This window comes from Paenarthrobacter sp. NPDC089675 (assembly GCF_044749185.1).
Classification (GTDB): domain Bacteria; phylum Actinomycetota; class Actinomycetes; order Actinomycetales; family Micrococcaceae; genus Arthrobacter.
Window position 1 is genome coordinate 1 of record NZ_JBIVHM010000015.1, and the last position, 14,211, is coordinate 14,211.

The window sequence follows — 14,211 nt, forward strand, 5'->3', positions numbered from 1 at the left end:
ACCACCGCAGACCCACCGCGCCAGGAATACCACCCACCGCCGGAATCAACCACAGAAAAACCACCCAGCTGTCACAAACAGCTTGATATATACCGGCGGAACAGCGAACGGGCAGCGGGCCCGCGAAGTCGGTTCGCGACAAAGCCGCGAACGCCCGCAGAAGGGGAGCGCAAGACCTACTTCAAAACGATCGTCCTGTTCCCATTCAGGATGATCCGCCCCTCGCAGTGCCAACGAACGGCGTTACTGAGGGCCTTGCACTCCGTGTCCCGACCGGCGGCTACGAGATCGTCCGGTCCGAACGTGTGGTCCACCTCCACTACCTGCTGCGAGATGATCGGTCCTTCGTCGAGTTCGCCGTTGACGTAGTGCGCGGTAGCGCCCACGGTCTTGACGCCTCGTGCATAGGCCTGGTGGTAAGGCTTGGCGCCCTTGAAGCTCGGAAGGAACGAGTGGTGGATGTTGATGGCCCGGCCGTCCAGCTTCCGGGCAAGATCGTCGCTGAGCACCTGCATGTAGCGGGCGAGCACCACGAGCTCAACGTCGAGTTCGTCGATGATCTCCAGCAGGCGTGCCTCGGCGGCGGGCTTTGTTGCAGCGGTGACGGGTACATGGAAGAACGGGATGCCGTGCCATTCAGCGAGCCCCTGGTGGTCCAGGTGGTTGGACACCACTCCCACAACGTCAATGGGAAGTTCGCCGATCCGAGCCCTGAACAGGAGGTCGTTCAGGCAGTGACCGAACTTGGAAACCATGATCAGGACGCGGCGCTTGTAGCCTTGGCGTTCCAGCTGCCAGTTCATGCCGTACTTTTCGCCAACCGGAGCAAAGGAGGCCCGGAGCTCATCCACGGTGGAGTCGTCGCCGTCGGACGCGAAATGCACGCGCATGAAGAAGTGCCCCTCGGCACGGTCGCCGAACTGTTTGTTGTCGATGATGTCGCAGCCGTGCTCCAGCAGGAAGCCGGACACGGCGTGCACAATGCCGGGGCCCTCGGGGCAGTCCAGGGTCAGGACGTGCTCCACGGTGGTCCCTTCGTCCGAAGGAACGGCGGTTTCAGCTTGAATGGCAGTCATGGTCAGCACTCCACTACGTTGACGGCGAGGCCTCCACGGGAGGTCTCTTTATACTTGGATTTCATGTCGGCGCCGGTTTCCCGCATGGTCTTGATGGCTTTGTCGAGGGAAACTTTGTGGCTGCCGTCGCCGTGCAGGGCAAGACGGGCGGCGTTGATCGCCTTGACACTGGCAATGGCATTCCGCTCGATGCAGGGGATCTGCACCAAGCCGCCCACGGGGTCGCAGGTCAGGCCAAGGTTGTGCTCGATGCCAACTTCAGCGGCATTCTCGACCTGCCTTGGCGTCCCGCCAAGGACCTCGCACAGCCCGGCAGCAGCCATGGAGCAGGCCGAGCCCACCTCGCCCTGGCAGCCGACTTCGGCACCGGAGATGGACGCGTTGATTTTGAACAGGATTCCGACGGCGGCCGCCGCCAGGAGGAAGCGCACGACGCCGTCGTCGTCTGCTCCTGGAACGAATTTGGTGTAATAGTGCAGCACTGCCGGCACAATGCCGGCTGCCCCGTTGGTGGGTGCCGTGACGATGCGGCCGCCGGCCGCGTTCTCCTCGTTCACGGCCAGCGCGAACAGGTTCACCCACTCCATGGCGAGCAAGGGATCGCTGTTGCTGGATTCTTCCGCTTCGGCCAGTTTCTTGAACAACGACGGCGCCCGCCGCTTGACGCTCAAGCCTCCGGGTAGGATGCCCTCGGCCGAGCAACCGTTGTCCACGCATTCGCGCATGACTGCCCAGATGCCCAGGAGGCGCTCGCGAAGTTCCTCTTCCGTGCGCCACACCAGCTCATTGGCCAGCATGATGTCGGAAATGGACTTGCCCTCGCGTTCGCAGATCGCCAGTAGCTCGTCGCCGGTGGTGAAGGGATACGGCAACACAGTGGTGTCAGGCACCACCTTGTCCGCGCCGGAGACGTCGCCGTCCACCACGAACCCGCCGCCGATCGAGTAGTAGCTGCGTTCCCGCAACACGGCTCCGGTGTGGTCCAGGGCCCGGAAGGTCATTCCGTTGGGGTGCGCCGGGAGGGACTTACGGCGGTGCAGGACCACGTCCTCGTCCCAGTTGAAGTCCACCCGGTGGCTCCCGGCCAAACGGAGCTCTGCGTCCAGGGCAGCTGCTGCCACTTGGTCGTCCGCTGTCCGGGTGTCTACGGTTTCGGGGGAGTGGCCCTGGAGTCCCAGGACCACGGCCTTGTCTGAGCCGTGGCCCCGGCCGGTGGCGCCCAGGGAGCCGAAGAGCTCAGCCTGGACGCGCACCGTAGCCGGAAGCTGACCGGACGATTCGAGACCGTCCGTGAACTGCTTTGCCGCGCGCATCGGGCCGACCGTGTGTGAAGACGACGGCCCGATGCCAACGGAAAACAGGTCGAGCACGCTCAGTGCCATTACGGGACCTCAGGCGACGCGTACTCCCGCATGGAATCGAGGAGCCAGCGACCCAGGTAGTCGGCGAAGGACGCACGCGGGAAGATCCGGAAGGTCTCGTCTTCCGTCTTCCACAGGACCACAGGGATGTGCCCGATCTCGGTGGACAGGGCGGTGCCTGCCTTGAGGACACGGGGGTGGAGGTCCAGCGAGCAGCTCTTTTCCAGGACTGCGCGTGCGCGGCTGCCCGAGAGTTCAAACGTGGTGCGGTTGGCGGAGAGGTCCACCACCTGGCCGGAGTCGCTGCCCAGGGCATTGGTCAATTCGCCCACCAGCGAGCCACCAAGTGAGTCGTGGGACTCCTCCGGCGCGACCACCAGGAACTCGGTGGGGCCGAGCCAGATGGTGCTGATGGCACCGGAGGTGGCCACCTCGCCGCAAGCGGCAGGCAAGCCACCGGTCACGGACGCAACCCGCGTGCCGGCGTCGGACGTCCTGTCCACCCGGACGCCCACCTGGGTCTGGTACGGGATTTCCTTGAGCGATACCGTGCCGGACACCGAACCAGAGGCGAACGCCTCGGCGAGGTGCGCTGCCGGGCTGCGGCGGGCCTCACGAACGCGGGCAACGGTTTCTGCTGGTGTTGCTGTCTCAGCCATCTTTGCGGGTCCCTTCAGCATCAAAAAGTACGGTTTCGCCAACAACCACGTCCACCAGCTGGTCGCCCAGGGAAGCCTGGAGCGTCTCGCCGATGCGGTTGCGGCCGTTTTGGATCAGGGCCAGGCCGAAGGAACGGCCCAACGCGGCGCTGTGGTAGCTCGAGGTCACGAAGCCTTCCATCGGAACAGGACCGTTGGCCGGGTTGACCTCAATGCCCTTCTCCACCAGCTGCGTTCCTTCGGGAAGCCTCAGCGAGTGGTCCACGGGAAGGACGCTCACCAGGTGCTTGCGATCCTCGCGGCTTGCGTCTTCCCGGAGGTAGGAGCGCTTGCCGATGAAGTCCTTGGCCTTGGAAACAATCCAATCCATGCCGGCGTCCTGCGGGGTAACCGTGCCATCGGTGTCCTGCCCGACAATCGGGTAGCCCTTCTCGGCGCGGAGCACGTGCATGGTTTCCGTGCCGTACGGGGTGATGTTGAACTCGGCACCAGCGGCAGCAACCGCTTCCCAGGTGTTGAGTCCGTACCAGGACGGGACGTTGATTTCGTAAGCCAGTTCACCGGAGAAGGAGATCCGGCATACGCGGGCCTTAACTCCGGAGGCCAGAGTGGTTTCGCGGAACGTCATGAACGGGAAGTTTTCGGCTTCCAGCCCGCCGTTTTCGGCAAGCTGCGGGGCCACCTTCGCCAGGACTGCACGGGACTTGGGGCCGACGACGGCGATGGTGCTCCACTGCTCCGTGACGGACGTGAAGACAACATCCAGTTCCGGCCACTCCGTCTGGTGCCACTCTTCGAGCCAGTCCAGCACCTTGGCTGCACCACCGGTGGTGGTGGTCATGAAGTAGGTGTCCTCGTCCAGGCGGAGGGTCACGCCGTCGTCGAAGATCATGCCGTCCAGCGTGCACATGACGCCGTAGCGGGCCGAACCCGGTGCGAGTTTCTTGAACGCGTTGGTGTAGACGCGGTTCAGGAATTCACCGGAGTCCTTGCCACGGATCTCGATCTTGCCCAGGGTGGTGGCGTCCATGAAGCCGACGGAATCGCGGACTGCGGCGCACTCGCGGAGTACCGCGGTGTCCATGTCCTCGCCATCCTGCGGGTAGTACCAGGGGCGCTTCCACTGTCCAACGTCCTCGAACAGTGCGCCCTGGGCAACGTGCCACGGGTGGATGGACGTGACGCGGGCCGGGTCGAAAAGCTCTCCGCGCTGCCGTCCGGCCAAGGCCGCGAAGGCAACCGGGGTGAACGGTGCACGGTAGGCCGTGGTGCCGATCTCGCCGATGCCCGGAACAGCGTCCGCGCCGCCGTGCTTGAGCGCTGCGGCGATGACACCGATTGCGTTGACGCCGGAAGTCTTGCCCTGGTCGTTGGCGGTGCTGATGCTGGTGTACCGCTTGACGTGTTCCACCGAACGCATGCCGGCTCCTGTGGAACGGAGGACGTCGGCCACGGACTGGTCGCGCTGGAAGTCGACGAAGTGGTTGTGCCACTCACCCGGCTCGCCGGTCTGGCCCGGAACCAGCCACAGTTGGCGGGTCGGGGCGCCGGCAACGGGTGCCTTCAGCTCGGACGGGGTAGTAGCGGACTCGAAACCTGCGGCGATGGAAGCGGCCGCGCCTGCGGAAACGCCTTCTGCGATGCAATCCTGCAGTTCGTAGCTTCCGCGGCCTGCGCCAACAACCTGCTGGTCACGGACCACGCTGGACGGAATGAACGCAGCGAGCTGGTCATCCCAACGCAGCTTGCCCTGGCGCTGGCTGTGGAGGTGGACCACGGGACTCCAGCCACCGGAGACAGCGAGGACATCGGCGGCGATCTGCTCGACGCCCGAGGTGAGTTCGCCGTCGTCGTTGATGCTGCGGACGGTGACGCCGTTAAGGCGGCCCGATTCATCTGCGCTGGTGTCGGCTACGGCGCTGCCGATCAGGACGCGGACGCCGGATTCGACGGCGGCTGCGGCCTTTTCGCTGATCTGCGGACGGGCATCGACGACGGCGGCAACCGGAACGCCTGCTGCCTTCAGGTCCGCGGCGAGCAGGTAGGCGGAGTCGTTGGTGGTGCTGATGACGACGCGCGAACCGACTGCGACGGCGTAGCGGTTGAGGTAGGTGCGGACGGCCGAGGCGAGCATGATGCCCGGGCGGTCGTTGTTTTCGAAGACCAGCGGACGCTCGTGGGCGCCGGGCGCCAGGACAACCTGTGCAGCACGGATGTGCCAAATACGGGTGCGGGAGACTCCGGGAGCTGCCGGGACGCTCAGGTGGTCCGTGCGGTTCTGGGCTGCGATGACGTAGTTGGAATCGTAGGAGCCGAAGGCCGTGGTGCGGTGCAGGACGGTGCATTCCTCGGCGGAAACCAGTTCGGCTTCAACATCGGCAACCCACTCGAGGGCGGGCTTGCCTTCGATCTCTTCCGCGAGGGCCTCCGCGGTGGAACCGGAAAGCAGCGAACCGCCGAGTTCGGGCTGGTCGTCGATCAGGATGACGCGTGCGCCGGTGCGGACTGCTTCGCGGGCAGCTGCCAAACCGGCGACGCCGCCGCCGACCACCAGGACGTCGGTGTGGACGTACTTCTTGTCGTACTCGGCCTTGTCTTCGGCCGGGTCCAGCTTGCCCAGGCCGGACAGGAGCTCGATGTTCTGTCCGTCCACCAGGGAAACAGCCGTGGCGGGGAGCATGGATTCGGCTACGTGGCCGGGGAAGCGGGCTGCGATCTTTACCAGCGCGTTCGGCTCCTCGACGCCTGCCGCGACGATGCCGCGGGGGCGGTCCTCGTAGAGGGAGTTTCCGGCGTTGATGTGGCCGTTGGCAAGGAGGGCCGAAGCAATCGTGTCGCCGGGGTGGCCAACGAATTCCTGGCCATCCACGGTGAACCGCCAGGTGATGCTGCGGTCGATGCGGCCGCCTGTGGCGAGGCGGGCGTTCTGGCTGGTCACTTCTGGGCTCCTTCCGGGGAGGTGGTAGTGGTGGGTGCGCCGGGTGCGAGCCCGGGGGTGCCGGCCTGGCCTTGTGCTGTTTGGCCGGTGGCGTCCGGTCGCGGGGAGCCCATCGCGTAGATGGAGTGGATGTCATAGCTCACGGTGTCCCGGAGCATGTTGAACCACTGGCGGCAACCTGTGCTGTGGACCCAGCGCTCAGCGAAGGTGCCCTTGGTGTTCTCGCGGTAGAACAGGTATTCAGCCCATTCGCGGTCCGTGAGGTCGTTCGGGTTTTCCGGGTACGGGACGTGTGCCTGTCCGCCGTAGTGGAATTCGGTCTCGTCGCGTGGCCCGCAGTTGGGGCATGAAATGAGGAGCATGTCCTTTGCCTTCCTGTCTTAGTGGGCCACGGCTGCGGCGCCGTGTTCGTCGATGAGGGCACCGGTTTCGAAGCGTTCCAGTGCGAACGGGGCGTTGAGCTTGTGCGGAGCGCCGGTGGCGATGGTGTGGGCGAAGGTCAGGCCCGCAGCCGGGGTTCCCTTGAAGCCGCCGGTCCCCCAGCCACAGTTGACGAACATGTTCTCCACCGGGGTGAGGCCCACGATCGGAGAAGCGTCCAGGGTGGTGTCCACGATGCCGCCCCAGGTACGGAGGACGTGTGCACGGGCGAAGATCGGGAAGAGCTCCACGGCTGCTGCCATCTGCTCCTCGATCACATGGAAGGAACCGCGCTGGCCGTAGCCGTTGTAGGAGTCGACGCCGGCACCCATCACCAGTTCGCCCTTGTGGGCCTGCGAAACGTAGACGTGGACGTGGTTGGACATGACCACCGTGGGGTGGACGGGTTCATGCAGTTCCGAGACGAGTGCCTGCAGCGGGTGCGACTGGATCGGCAGGCGGAAGCCGGCCATTTCCGCCAGTACCGAGCTGTGGCCGGCTGCTGCGAGGCCAACCTTCTCGGTGTTGATGGTGCCGCGGGTGGTCTTGACGCCGGTGACCCGGTTGCCGTCCTTGATGAAGCCGGTGACTTCACAGTTCTGGATGATGTCCACGCCCAGCTCGTCGCACTTGCGGGCGAAAGCCCAGGCAACGTGGTCGTGCTTGGCAATGCCTGCACGCGGCTGGTACGTGGCGCCCATGACCGGGTAGCGGATGTTGTCGCTGGTGTTCAGGATGGGGCACAGTTCCTTGACCTGGTCCGGCTCCAACCACTCTGCGTCCACACCGTTGAGGCGGTTGGCGCCGACGCGGCGCATGCTTTCGCGGACGTCGCCCAGGGTGTGCGCGAGGTTCATGACGCCGCGCTGGCTGAACAGGAAGTCGTACTCGAGTTCCTCGGGAAGGATTTCCCAAAGCTTGAGCGCGTGCTCGTAGATGGCGGCGCTCTCGTCCCAGAGGTAGTTGGACCGGATGATGGTGGTGTTGCGGGCCATGTTGCCACCGGCCAGCCAGCCCTTTTCCAGGATGGCGATGTTGGTCATGCCATGGTTCTTTGCCAGGAAGTAGGCGGTGGCCAGGCCGTGCCCGCCGCCGCCGACGATCACTGCGTCGTAGGACTTTTTCGGTTCCGGGTTGCGCCAGAGGAAGTCAGGGTGTTCGGGGAGGTGGTCGACACTCACTGGGCTGCTCCAATCATTTCTGCTTCGAGTACGGATTCGGCGCCATTGCCGTTGTTGGAAAGGTGCGGGTAAAGCGGGAACTTCTCCGCGAGTGCGGTAACGCGGCCGCGGAGTTCGACGGCGGTCGCCTCGTCCAGGGTGCCGGTGGCGGCAGAGGCGATCAACGCCGTCGCAATGATGTCTGCAACTTCGGTGAACTCTTCGGCGCCGAAGCCGCGGGCGGCGAGAGCCGGGGTGCCGACGCGGAGGCCGGAGGAGACCATCGGCGGGCGGGGGTCGAAAGGAACGGCGTTGCGGTTCACGGTGATGCCGATGTGGTGCAGCGCGTCTTCACCTTGCTGGCCGTTGAGTTCGGAGTTGCGCAGGTCGACGAGGACCAGGTGAACGTCGGTGCCGCCGCTGACAACGGAGATGCCAGCCGCTGCGACGTCTTCTTTGAGGAGACGGTCAGCAATGATCTTGGAACCTTCAAGGACGCGTTCCTGGCGCTCCTTGAATTCGGGCTCTGCAGCGAACTTGAAGGCCACTGCCTTGGCTGCGATAACGTGTTCCAGTGGTCCGCCCTGTTGGCCGGGGAACACAGCCGAGTTGACCTTCTTGGCGATGTCGGCGTCGTTGGTCAGGATCACGCCACCGCGCGGGCCGCCGAGGGTCTTGTGCGTGGTGCTGGTGACGATGTGGGCGTGCGGGACGGGGCTGGGGTGCAGGCCTGTCGCGACAAGGCCAGCGAAGTGGGCCATGTCCACCATGAGGTAGGCGCCCACCAGGTCCGCGATGCGGCGGAACTCTGCGAAGTCCAGCTGTCGGGAGTATGCGGACCAGCCGGCTACGATCAGCTGCGGCTTGTTTTCAACGGCAAGGCGCTCCACCTCGGCCATGTCGATGGTGTGGGTGTCTTCGCGGACGCCGTACGGAACCACGTTGTAGAGCTTGCCGGAGAAGTTGATCCGCATGCCGTGGGTGAGGTGGCCGCCGTGGGCGAGATTGAGGCCCATGATGGTGTCGCCCGGCGTGATCAGGGCGTGCATTGCCGCAGCGTTGGCCTGTGCACCGGAGTGGGGTTGGACGTTGGCGTATTCGGCGCCGAAGAGCGCCTTCAAGCGGTCAATGGCCAGCTGTTCGATCACATCGACGTGTTCGCAGCCGCCGTAGTAGCGCTTGCCCGGGTAGCCTTCGGCGTACTTGTTGGTGAGCACCGAGCCCTGGGCTTCCATGACGGCCGTAGGGGCGAAGTTCTCCGAAGCGATCATTTCCAGCGTGGACTGCTGGCGGATGAGTTCCTGGGCGATCGCCTGATCAACTTCCGGGTCCGCCTGTGCAAGCGGGCGGATCAACGGTGCAACCATGGTGTTCTCCTTAGAAGTACGGGTAGTGGCTGACTGTTAGTCAACTAATATATTAGAGCTGTTGCCATGGTATGTTGGAGATCACATACACGTCAACAGATCTGCTGAAAGTCCTCGTGCAGACTGGGGGGTACGGCATCGGGAGAAGGCAATGAGCGCAGCACTGGAAGCTTTGGAAACAGCCCCACAGGGTACGTCCCTGGCGGAAAACGCCTACCTGCTCCTGCGCGACAGGCTCATCATGCTGGATATCAAGCCCGGTGACCCCATCAACGACGGTCAGATCGCGGCCGAGCTCGGCATTGGACGCACGCCTGTCCGGGAGGCGATCAAGCGGCTGGAGAGTGACCACCTCGTGGTTTCCTACCCCCGCCGCGGCACCTTCGCCACCGGGGTGGACATCACCCAGCTTGCAGAGGTCTCCGAAATTCGTGAACTGCTGGAGCCCCTTGCCTCGCGTAAGGCCGCCCGAATGGCCAGCCCTGCCATGCGTTCCGAGCTTCGTGAGGTTGCCGCGGCCATCCGTGAGCTTGAAGGCCAGGATGCTTCCTCCAAGGAACTCATGCGGTACGACATTCAGGTACACCGGCTCATCTACAAGGCCTCGGCCAACGCCCACCTCGAGGATGTCCTGATCCGCTACGACAACCTGGCCACCCGCATTTGGTGCCACATGCTGGAAAAGATGCCCTCCGTTTCCGGGCACATCTCCGAGCATGCCGAACTCCTGACGGCCATTGCCGACGGCGATGAAGAGCGCGCCGCCGATCTGGCCCTGCACCACGTTGTGAGCTTCGAAGAGACCATCCGCAAGGTCCTCTAACCCCTCTCTCACGTCCCGCCCGGGTTCGGGTGGTTCCTCTCTCACGTCCCGCCCGGGTTCGGGTGGTTCCTCTCTCACGTCCCGCCCGGGTTCGGGTGGTTCCTCTCTCACGTCCCGCCCCTTTCCGGCGGTTCCTCCCTCACGTCCCGCCCGGGTTCGGGTGGTTCCTCCCTCACGTCCCGCCCGGGTTCGGGTGGTTCCTCTCTCACGACCCCTGTAATGGTCTTACCCTCGTTCGCGCCGGACAATCTGTCGCCCTTCTGGCGGCCGGTTGCCCTTGCTCCTCGCTGCCAAGCTTCCTGCGGTGAGAGAGGAACCGTCGAGGGGTGGCGGGAGGTGAGAGAGGAACCTTCAAAAGGTGGTGGGATGTGAGAGAGGGTCCATTCTGGAGCAACTGTGTCGCAACTGGCGCAACGGTCTGATCATCCTTCTGCGCGCGTTGGCTTACGCGACATCCGCGTCCCACTGAAGTATCCAAAGCAGGAAATAGCCCTTGACCGTGCCGCAGCTCACATCTATTCTAGTGCAACAGCGTTGCGTTGAATGCAACCCCAATCATTTTGGTGGACGATGAGTAACGAATCACCTTCAATAGCGGCCGCCCAGGGAAATCTGTCCAACGAGGGACATCCAACCCCGCCCGCCGCAAACCCGAACCACACAGTCGGCAGCGACACTCGACGGCGAGTAGTCACCGCAAGCTTCATCGGCAACTTCGTCGAGTGGTTCGACTACGCCGTCTATGGCTATCTCGCAGGCATCATCTCCTCCGTGTTCTTCCCGGAGTCCGACCGTCAAACGGCGCTCCTGGCAACATTCGGTGTCTTCGCAGTCAGCTTCTTTGTAAGGCCGCTCGGTGGATTCATCTGGGGCCACATCGGAGACAGGCTTGGCCGCAAGCGTGCGCTAAGCCTCTCAATCCTGCTGATGTCGGTAGCGACCTTCTGTATTGCACTGATCCCCGGGTACGCAACCATCGGCGTGATGGCCCCGATCCTGCTCCTCCTGGTCAGGGTGGTCCAGGGCTTCTCCGCTGCGGGCGAGTACGCCGGGGCTTCCGCCTTCCTGGTGGAGTACGCACCGGCACATCGACGCGGACTGTATGCCGCCGTCGTGCCTGCCAGTACCGCAGCGGGACTGTTGCTGGGATCGCTGCTGGCCGCCCTGCTGAGTTCAGCCATGACTCCGGAGCAACTCAACGAGTGGGGCTGGCGGCTCCCGTTCCTGTTGGCAGCGCCGATGGGCCTGATTGGCCGGTACATCCGGACCAAGCTCGAAGATACGCCCGCCTTCCTCGAGCTCGCGGAGACGGATCATGCCGTAAAGGCGCCGGCGTTCGCGATGTTTCGGCTGTACAAGAAGCAGTTGATCATCGCCACGGGAGCTGTGCTGCTGAATGCCGTCGGCTTCTACGTCATCCTCAGCTACATGCCCACGTACCTCTCGGAAGAGCTGGGCTTCGGTGCCACGGAGTCGTTCCTGGCAACCACCATCGCCTTGGCCAGCTACATCGGCTTCATTTTCCTGACCGGTATCGCCTCGGACAGGTTTGGCCGGAAGCGGATGCTGCTCACTGCGTCGGTCCTGTTCGTGCTGCTGACCGTGCCTGCGTTCATGCTCCTGGATACGCGAAACTTCCTGGTGATCGTGTTGGTGCAGATCCTGCTGGGCGGCATGCTCACACTCAACGACGGCACCCTGCCAAGCTTCCTTGCCGAACTTTTCCCCACCAAGGTCCGCTACACGGGGTTCGCAGTCAGCTTCAATCTCTCAAATGCCCTGTTCGGCGGAACAGCCCCGTTCATGGCGACCCTCCTGATCGGCATGACCCACAATCAACTGGCACCCGGCTGGTACCTCGTGGCCGCCTCCATTGTTTCCCTGATCGCAGTCCTCTTCGCCGCGGAGACTTCCAAGCAACCGCTGCAGCAGGACTGAAAACAACCACACCCATTGAAAGGAAAGAACCATGACCATCACGCAGAACGAGACTGTCAACGACGTCGCCAAGCTCGAGCGCCTCAAGGTCCTCAACAACGGTGAGAAAGTGTCGCTGACCTTCTCCGACGCCGAGTTCGAGCGCCGTCTCGCCGGCCTCCGCCGCATCATGGCCGAGAAGGACCTCGACGCCGTGGTCCTCACCAGCTACCACTCCATCAAGTATTACTCCGACTTCCTCTTCACGTACTTCGGCCGTTCTTACGGCATGGTGGTCACCAAGGATGACACGGTCACCATCACGGCAAATATCGACGCCGGCATGCCTTGGCGCCGCAGCTACGGCGAGAACCTCGTGTACACGGACTGGCGCCGGGACAACTACATCCACGCCATCCAGGAAGTCCTGCGCACCCGCGGCATCAACCCGCGCCGGATCGGCGTCGAGGATGACTCCCTGCCGCTGGATAACCGGAACAAGATCCAGGCTGCCTTCGCCGACGCGACCCTGGTTGACGTGGCACAAGCCGCGATGCGCCAGCGCATGATCAAGTCGGCCGAGGAAATCGAGGTCATCAAGCACGGTGCCCGCATCGGCGACCTCGGCGGCGAGGCCATTCGCAACGCCATCAAGGCCGGAATCACCGAGTACGAGGTCGCCCTGATCGGTACCGAAGCCATGGTCCACGAGATCGCCCGCACCTTCCCGAACTCGGAGATCCGTGACACCTGGGTCTGGTTCCAGTCCGGCATCAACACCGACGGCGCCCACAACTGGGCCACCACCCGCAAGATCCAGGAACACGACATCCTGTCCCTGAACTGCTTCCCGATGACCAGCGGCTACTACACGGCCCTGGAGCGGACCCTGTTCTTCGGCGAACCCGATGCCCGCTCGCTCGAACTGTGGAACATTAACGTGGAGGTCCACAAGCGCGGCCTTGAACTCATCAAGCCGGGTGCTGTTTGTAAGGACATCGCGGCAGAGCTCAACGAAATCTACGTCAGCCATGGGCTCCTCGCGAACCGTACGTTCGGCTACGGCCACTCGTTCGGTGTCCTGAGCCACTACTACGGTCGCGAAGCCGGGCTGGAACTGCGCGAAGACATCGACACTGTCCTTAAGCCGGGCATGGTGGTCTCCATGGAACCGATGATCACGGTCCTGGACGGCCAGCCCGGCGCCGGCGGCTACCGTGAGCACGACATCCTGGTTGTTGGCGAGGACGGTGCCGAGAACATTACCAAGTTCCCGTTCGGCCCCGAGTACAACATCATCGGAGCCTAGCGTGATGAAGCGGTGGGCGCGGTGCACAGCGCCCACCGGCTTCTTCGGGCTGGTTAAAGTTCGGACGACGCGGCGAAATATAGTGAACCCATGACTCCCACGGATTCCAATGAGACTCCTGACAGCGGCAACAGCAACGGCGAAGGCAAAGGCGCATCGGTCATCGTCAATGTCATCGCGGTCTTGAAGAGTTTCAGCGCCGATGAGCCGCTTTTGGGGGTCACCGAGATCGCGGGCCGCATCGGCCTGCACAAGAGCACCGTTTCGCGGATACTGGCCACTTTGGAGCAAGAAGGTTTGGTGGAGCGCGACGTCGATTCGCGCAGGTTCCGCTTGGGGCTGGGCATGATCGCCATGGCGGGCCCCCTCCTGGCGGAACTCGAAGAGCGTCGCGTCGCCTATCCCGTCCTGCGGGAGTTGACCGAGCGGACAGGTGAGACCAGCGCGCTCATGGTGTGGAACGGCGTCGAATCGATGTGCGTTGAGCAGATCCCCAGCCGGCACCAAGTGAAACACCTGGCACCTCTCGGGGCCAGGTACAACGAGGCACTGAGCTCGTCCGTCCAGGTTTTCCTCGCGGCGGAGAACGTGGAGAGAGTCCGCAAGCTCCTTCACAGTGGCTCGATCACCTTGCCCGGCCTGGACGAGCCGGCCGTGGAAGCCTATGTGCTGCGGCTTGACGAAGCTTCCAAACGTGGTTGGGCGGTGAACTTCGGCGAGACCTCGATCGAGGAGGTCGGTGTTGCGTCACCGGTCTATGACCATCGCGGCGACATCGTGGCGGCCGTCCTTATCCCGGCTCCGAAGTTCCGCGTCTCACAGGATACGTTGGCCAGCCTTGGCGAAGCCTGCCTGGAAGCTGCAGCCAAAGTGACATCCCGCCTTGGCGGCCGCCCTCCGGCCCGCTAGGCGCGGCAAGGGCAGCAGCCTATCCCGGAGGATGAATCTGCTGGCCCGCAGGTGGAGATCCGCTCGCTGGTTTCTGCTTGCCGCCAAAGGCCTCGCCAATGCGGAAATGGCGGAGAGCCTGTTCGTCTCGGAAGCAACCGTGAAGACGCACCTGCGGAGTGTCCTCACAAAACTCGGTGTTCGCACGCGGTTGCAGCTCGTGGCCTTCGCCTATGAACATCGACTGCTCGGCTAGGGGCAGCAAAACGGCGGCCGTCCCCGAAAAAGGGACC

General features: G+C 63.7%; 12 protein-coding genes. 5 read left to right on the forward strand and 7 right to left on the reverse strand.

Annotation, left to right across the window (positions count from 1 at the left end):
• Positions 1 to 176: 176 nt before the first annotated feature.
• Genes purU through glyA form a run of 7 tightly spaced genes read right to left on the reverse strand, consistent with a single transcriptional unit; the run spans position 177 to position 8,981 of the window.
• A complete protein-coding gene (gene purU, locus ACIPY2_RS20865; protein ID WP_400268315.1) occupies positions 177 to 1,076 on the reverse strand; it encodes a formyltetrahydrofolate deformylase in 900 nt (299 codons plus the stop codon).
• A 2-nt stretch (positions 1,077 to 1,078) separates the two neighbouring features.
• Positions 1,079 to 2,458 (reverse strand): L-serine ammonia-lyase, encoded by a 1,380-nt coding sequence (locus ACIPY2_RS20870; protein ID WP_400268316.1) that lies wholly within the window; start codon positions 2,456 to 2,458, stop codon positions 1,079 to 1,081.
• The gene (locus tag ACIPY2_RS20875) at positions 2,458 to 3,096 is read right to left on the reverse strand and encodes a sarcosine oxidase subunit gamma (protein WP_400268317.1); all 639 of its coding nucleotides are present in this window, start codon (positions 3,094 to 3,096) and stop codon (positions 2,458 to 2,460) included. The genes ACIPY2_RS20870 and ACIPY2_RS20875 overlap by 1 nt, the downstream gene beginning before the upstream one ends.
• On the reverse strand, positions 3,089 to 6,034 hold the full coding sequence (locus tag ACIPY2_RS20880) for a 2Fe-2S iron-sulfur cluster-binding protein (RefSeq protein ID WP_400268318.1): 2,946 nt from the start codon (positions 6,032 to 6,034) through the stop codon (positions 3,089 to 3,091). Before ACIPY2_RS20880 ends, ACIPY2_RS20875 begins: the two co-directional genes overlap by 8 nt.
• Positions 6,031 to 6,396: a sarcosine oxidase subunit delta gene (locus ACIPY2_RS20885; RefSeq protein WP_400268319.1), complete on the reverse strand. Its 366-nt coding sequence runs from the start codon at positions 6,394 to 6,396 to the stop codon at positions 6,031 to 6,033. The genes ACIPY2_RS20880 and ACIPY2_RS20885 overlap by 4 nt, the downstream gene beginning before the upstream one ends.
• Before the next feature lie 18 nt (positions 6,397 to 6,414).
• Entirely contained in the window at positions 6,415 to 7,635 is a 1,221-nt protein-coding gene (locus tag ACIPY2_RS20890; protein WP_400268320.1) for a sarcosine oxidase subunit beta family protein, read from the reverse strand.
• On the reverse strand, positions 7,632 to 8,981 hold the full coding sequence (glyA, locus tag ACIPY2_RS20895) for a serine hydroxymethyltransferase (protein WP_400268321.1): 1,350 nt from the start codon (positions 8,979 to 8,981) through the stop codon (positions 7,632 to 7,634). The genes ACIPY2_RS20890 and glyA overlap by 4 nt, the downstream gene beginning before the upstream one ends.
• Positions 8,982 to 9,132: 151 nt before the next feature.
• Here glyA and ACIPY2_RS20900 point away from each other — a divergent pair, with 151 nt between their 5' ends.
• The 5 genes from ACIPY2_RS20900 to ACIPY2_RS20920 all read left to right on the forward strand — a co-directional run bounded on the left by ACIPY2_RS20900 (position 9,133) and on the right by ACIPY2_RS20920 (position 14,174).
• Positions 9,133 to 9,804: a GntR family transcriptional regulator gene (locus ACIPY2_RS20900; protein ID WP_400268322.1), complete on the forward strand. Its 672-nt coding sequence runs from the start codon at positions 9,133 to 9,135 to the stop codon at positions 9,802 to 9,804.
• 570 nt (positions 9,805 to 10,374) lie between these two features.
• Positions 10,375 to 11,742 carry an MFS transporter gene (locus ACIPY2_RS20905; RefSeq protein ID WP_400268323.1) on the forward strand — a complete coding sequence of 456 codons (1,368 nt, stop codon included), beginning with the start codon at positions 10,375 to 10,377 and terminating at the stop codon, positions 11,740 to 11,742.
• A gap of 31 nt (positions 11,743 to 11,773) precedes the next feature.
• Positions 11,774 to 13,030 (forward strand): aminopeptidase P family protein, encoded by a 1,257-nt coding sequence (locus tag ACIPY2_RS20910; RefSeq protein WP_400268324.1) that lies wholly within the window; start codon positions 11,774 to 11,776, stop codon positions 13,028 to 13,030.
• A 90-nt stretch (positions 13,031 to 13,120) separates the two neighbouring features.
• Positions 13,121 to 13,939: an IclR family transcriptional regulator gene (locus ACIPY2_RS20915; protein ID WP_400268325.1), complete on the forward strand. Its 819-nt coding sequence runs from the start codon at positions 13,121 to 13,123 to the stop codon at positions 13,937 to 13,939.
• A 31-nt stretch (positions 13,940 to 13,970) separates the two neighbouring features.
• The gene (locus ACIPY2_RS20920; RefSeq protein WP_400268326.1) at positions 13,971 to 14,174 is read left to right on the forward strand and encodes a response regulator transcription factor; all 204 of its coding nucleotides are present in this window, start codon (positions 13,971 to 13,973) and stop codon (positions 14,172 to 14,174) included.
• Positions 14,175 to 14,211 lie beyond the last annotated feature (37 nt).

Excerpts from the sequence above, each read along its gene's own strand:
- purU (WP_400268315.1), bottom strand. The coding sequence starts at position 1,076 with ATGACTGCCATTCAAGCTGAAACCGCCGTTCCTTCGGACGAAGGGACC.
- ACIPY2_RS20870 (WP_400268316.1), bottom strand. The coding sequence starts at position 2,458 with ATGGCACTGAGCGTGCTCGACCTGTTTTCCGTTGGCATCGGGCCGTCG.
- ACIPY2_RS20875 (WP_400268317.1), bottom strand. The coding sequence starts at position 3,096 with ATGGCTGAGACAGCAACACCAGCAGAAACCGTTGCCCGCGTTCGTGAG.
- ACIPY2_RS20885 (WP_400268319.1), bottom strand. The coding sequence starts at position 6,396 with ATGCTCCTCATTTCATGCCCCAACTGCGGGCCACGCGACGAGACCGAA.
- glyA (WP_400268321.1), bottom strand. The coding sequence starts at position 8,981 with ATGGTTGCACCGTTGATCCGCCCGCTTGCACAGGCGGACCCGGAAGTT.
- ACIPY2_RS20900 (WP_400268322.1), top strand. The coding sequence starts at position 9,133 with ATGAGCGCAGCACTGGAAGCTTTGGAAACAGCCCCACAGGGTACGTCC.
- ACIPY2_RS20905 (WP_400268323.1), top strand. The coding sequence starts at position 10,375 with ATGAGTAACGAATCACCTTCAATAGCGGCCGCCCAGGGAAATCTGTCC.
- ACIPY2_RS20910 (WP_400268324.1), top strand. The coding sequence starts at position 11,774 with ATGACCATCACGCAGAACGAGACTGTCAACGACGTCGCCAAGCTCGAG.
- ACIPY2_RS20915 (WP_400268325.1), top strand. The coding sequence starts at position 13,121 with ATGACTCCCACGGATTCCAATGAGACTCCTGACAGCGGCAACAGCAAC.
- ACIPY2_RS20920 (WP_400268326.1), top strand. The coding sequence starts at position 13,971 with ATGAATCTGCTGGCCCGCAGGTGGAGATCCGCTCGCTGGTTTCTGCTT.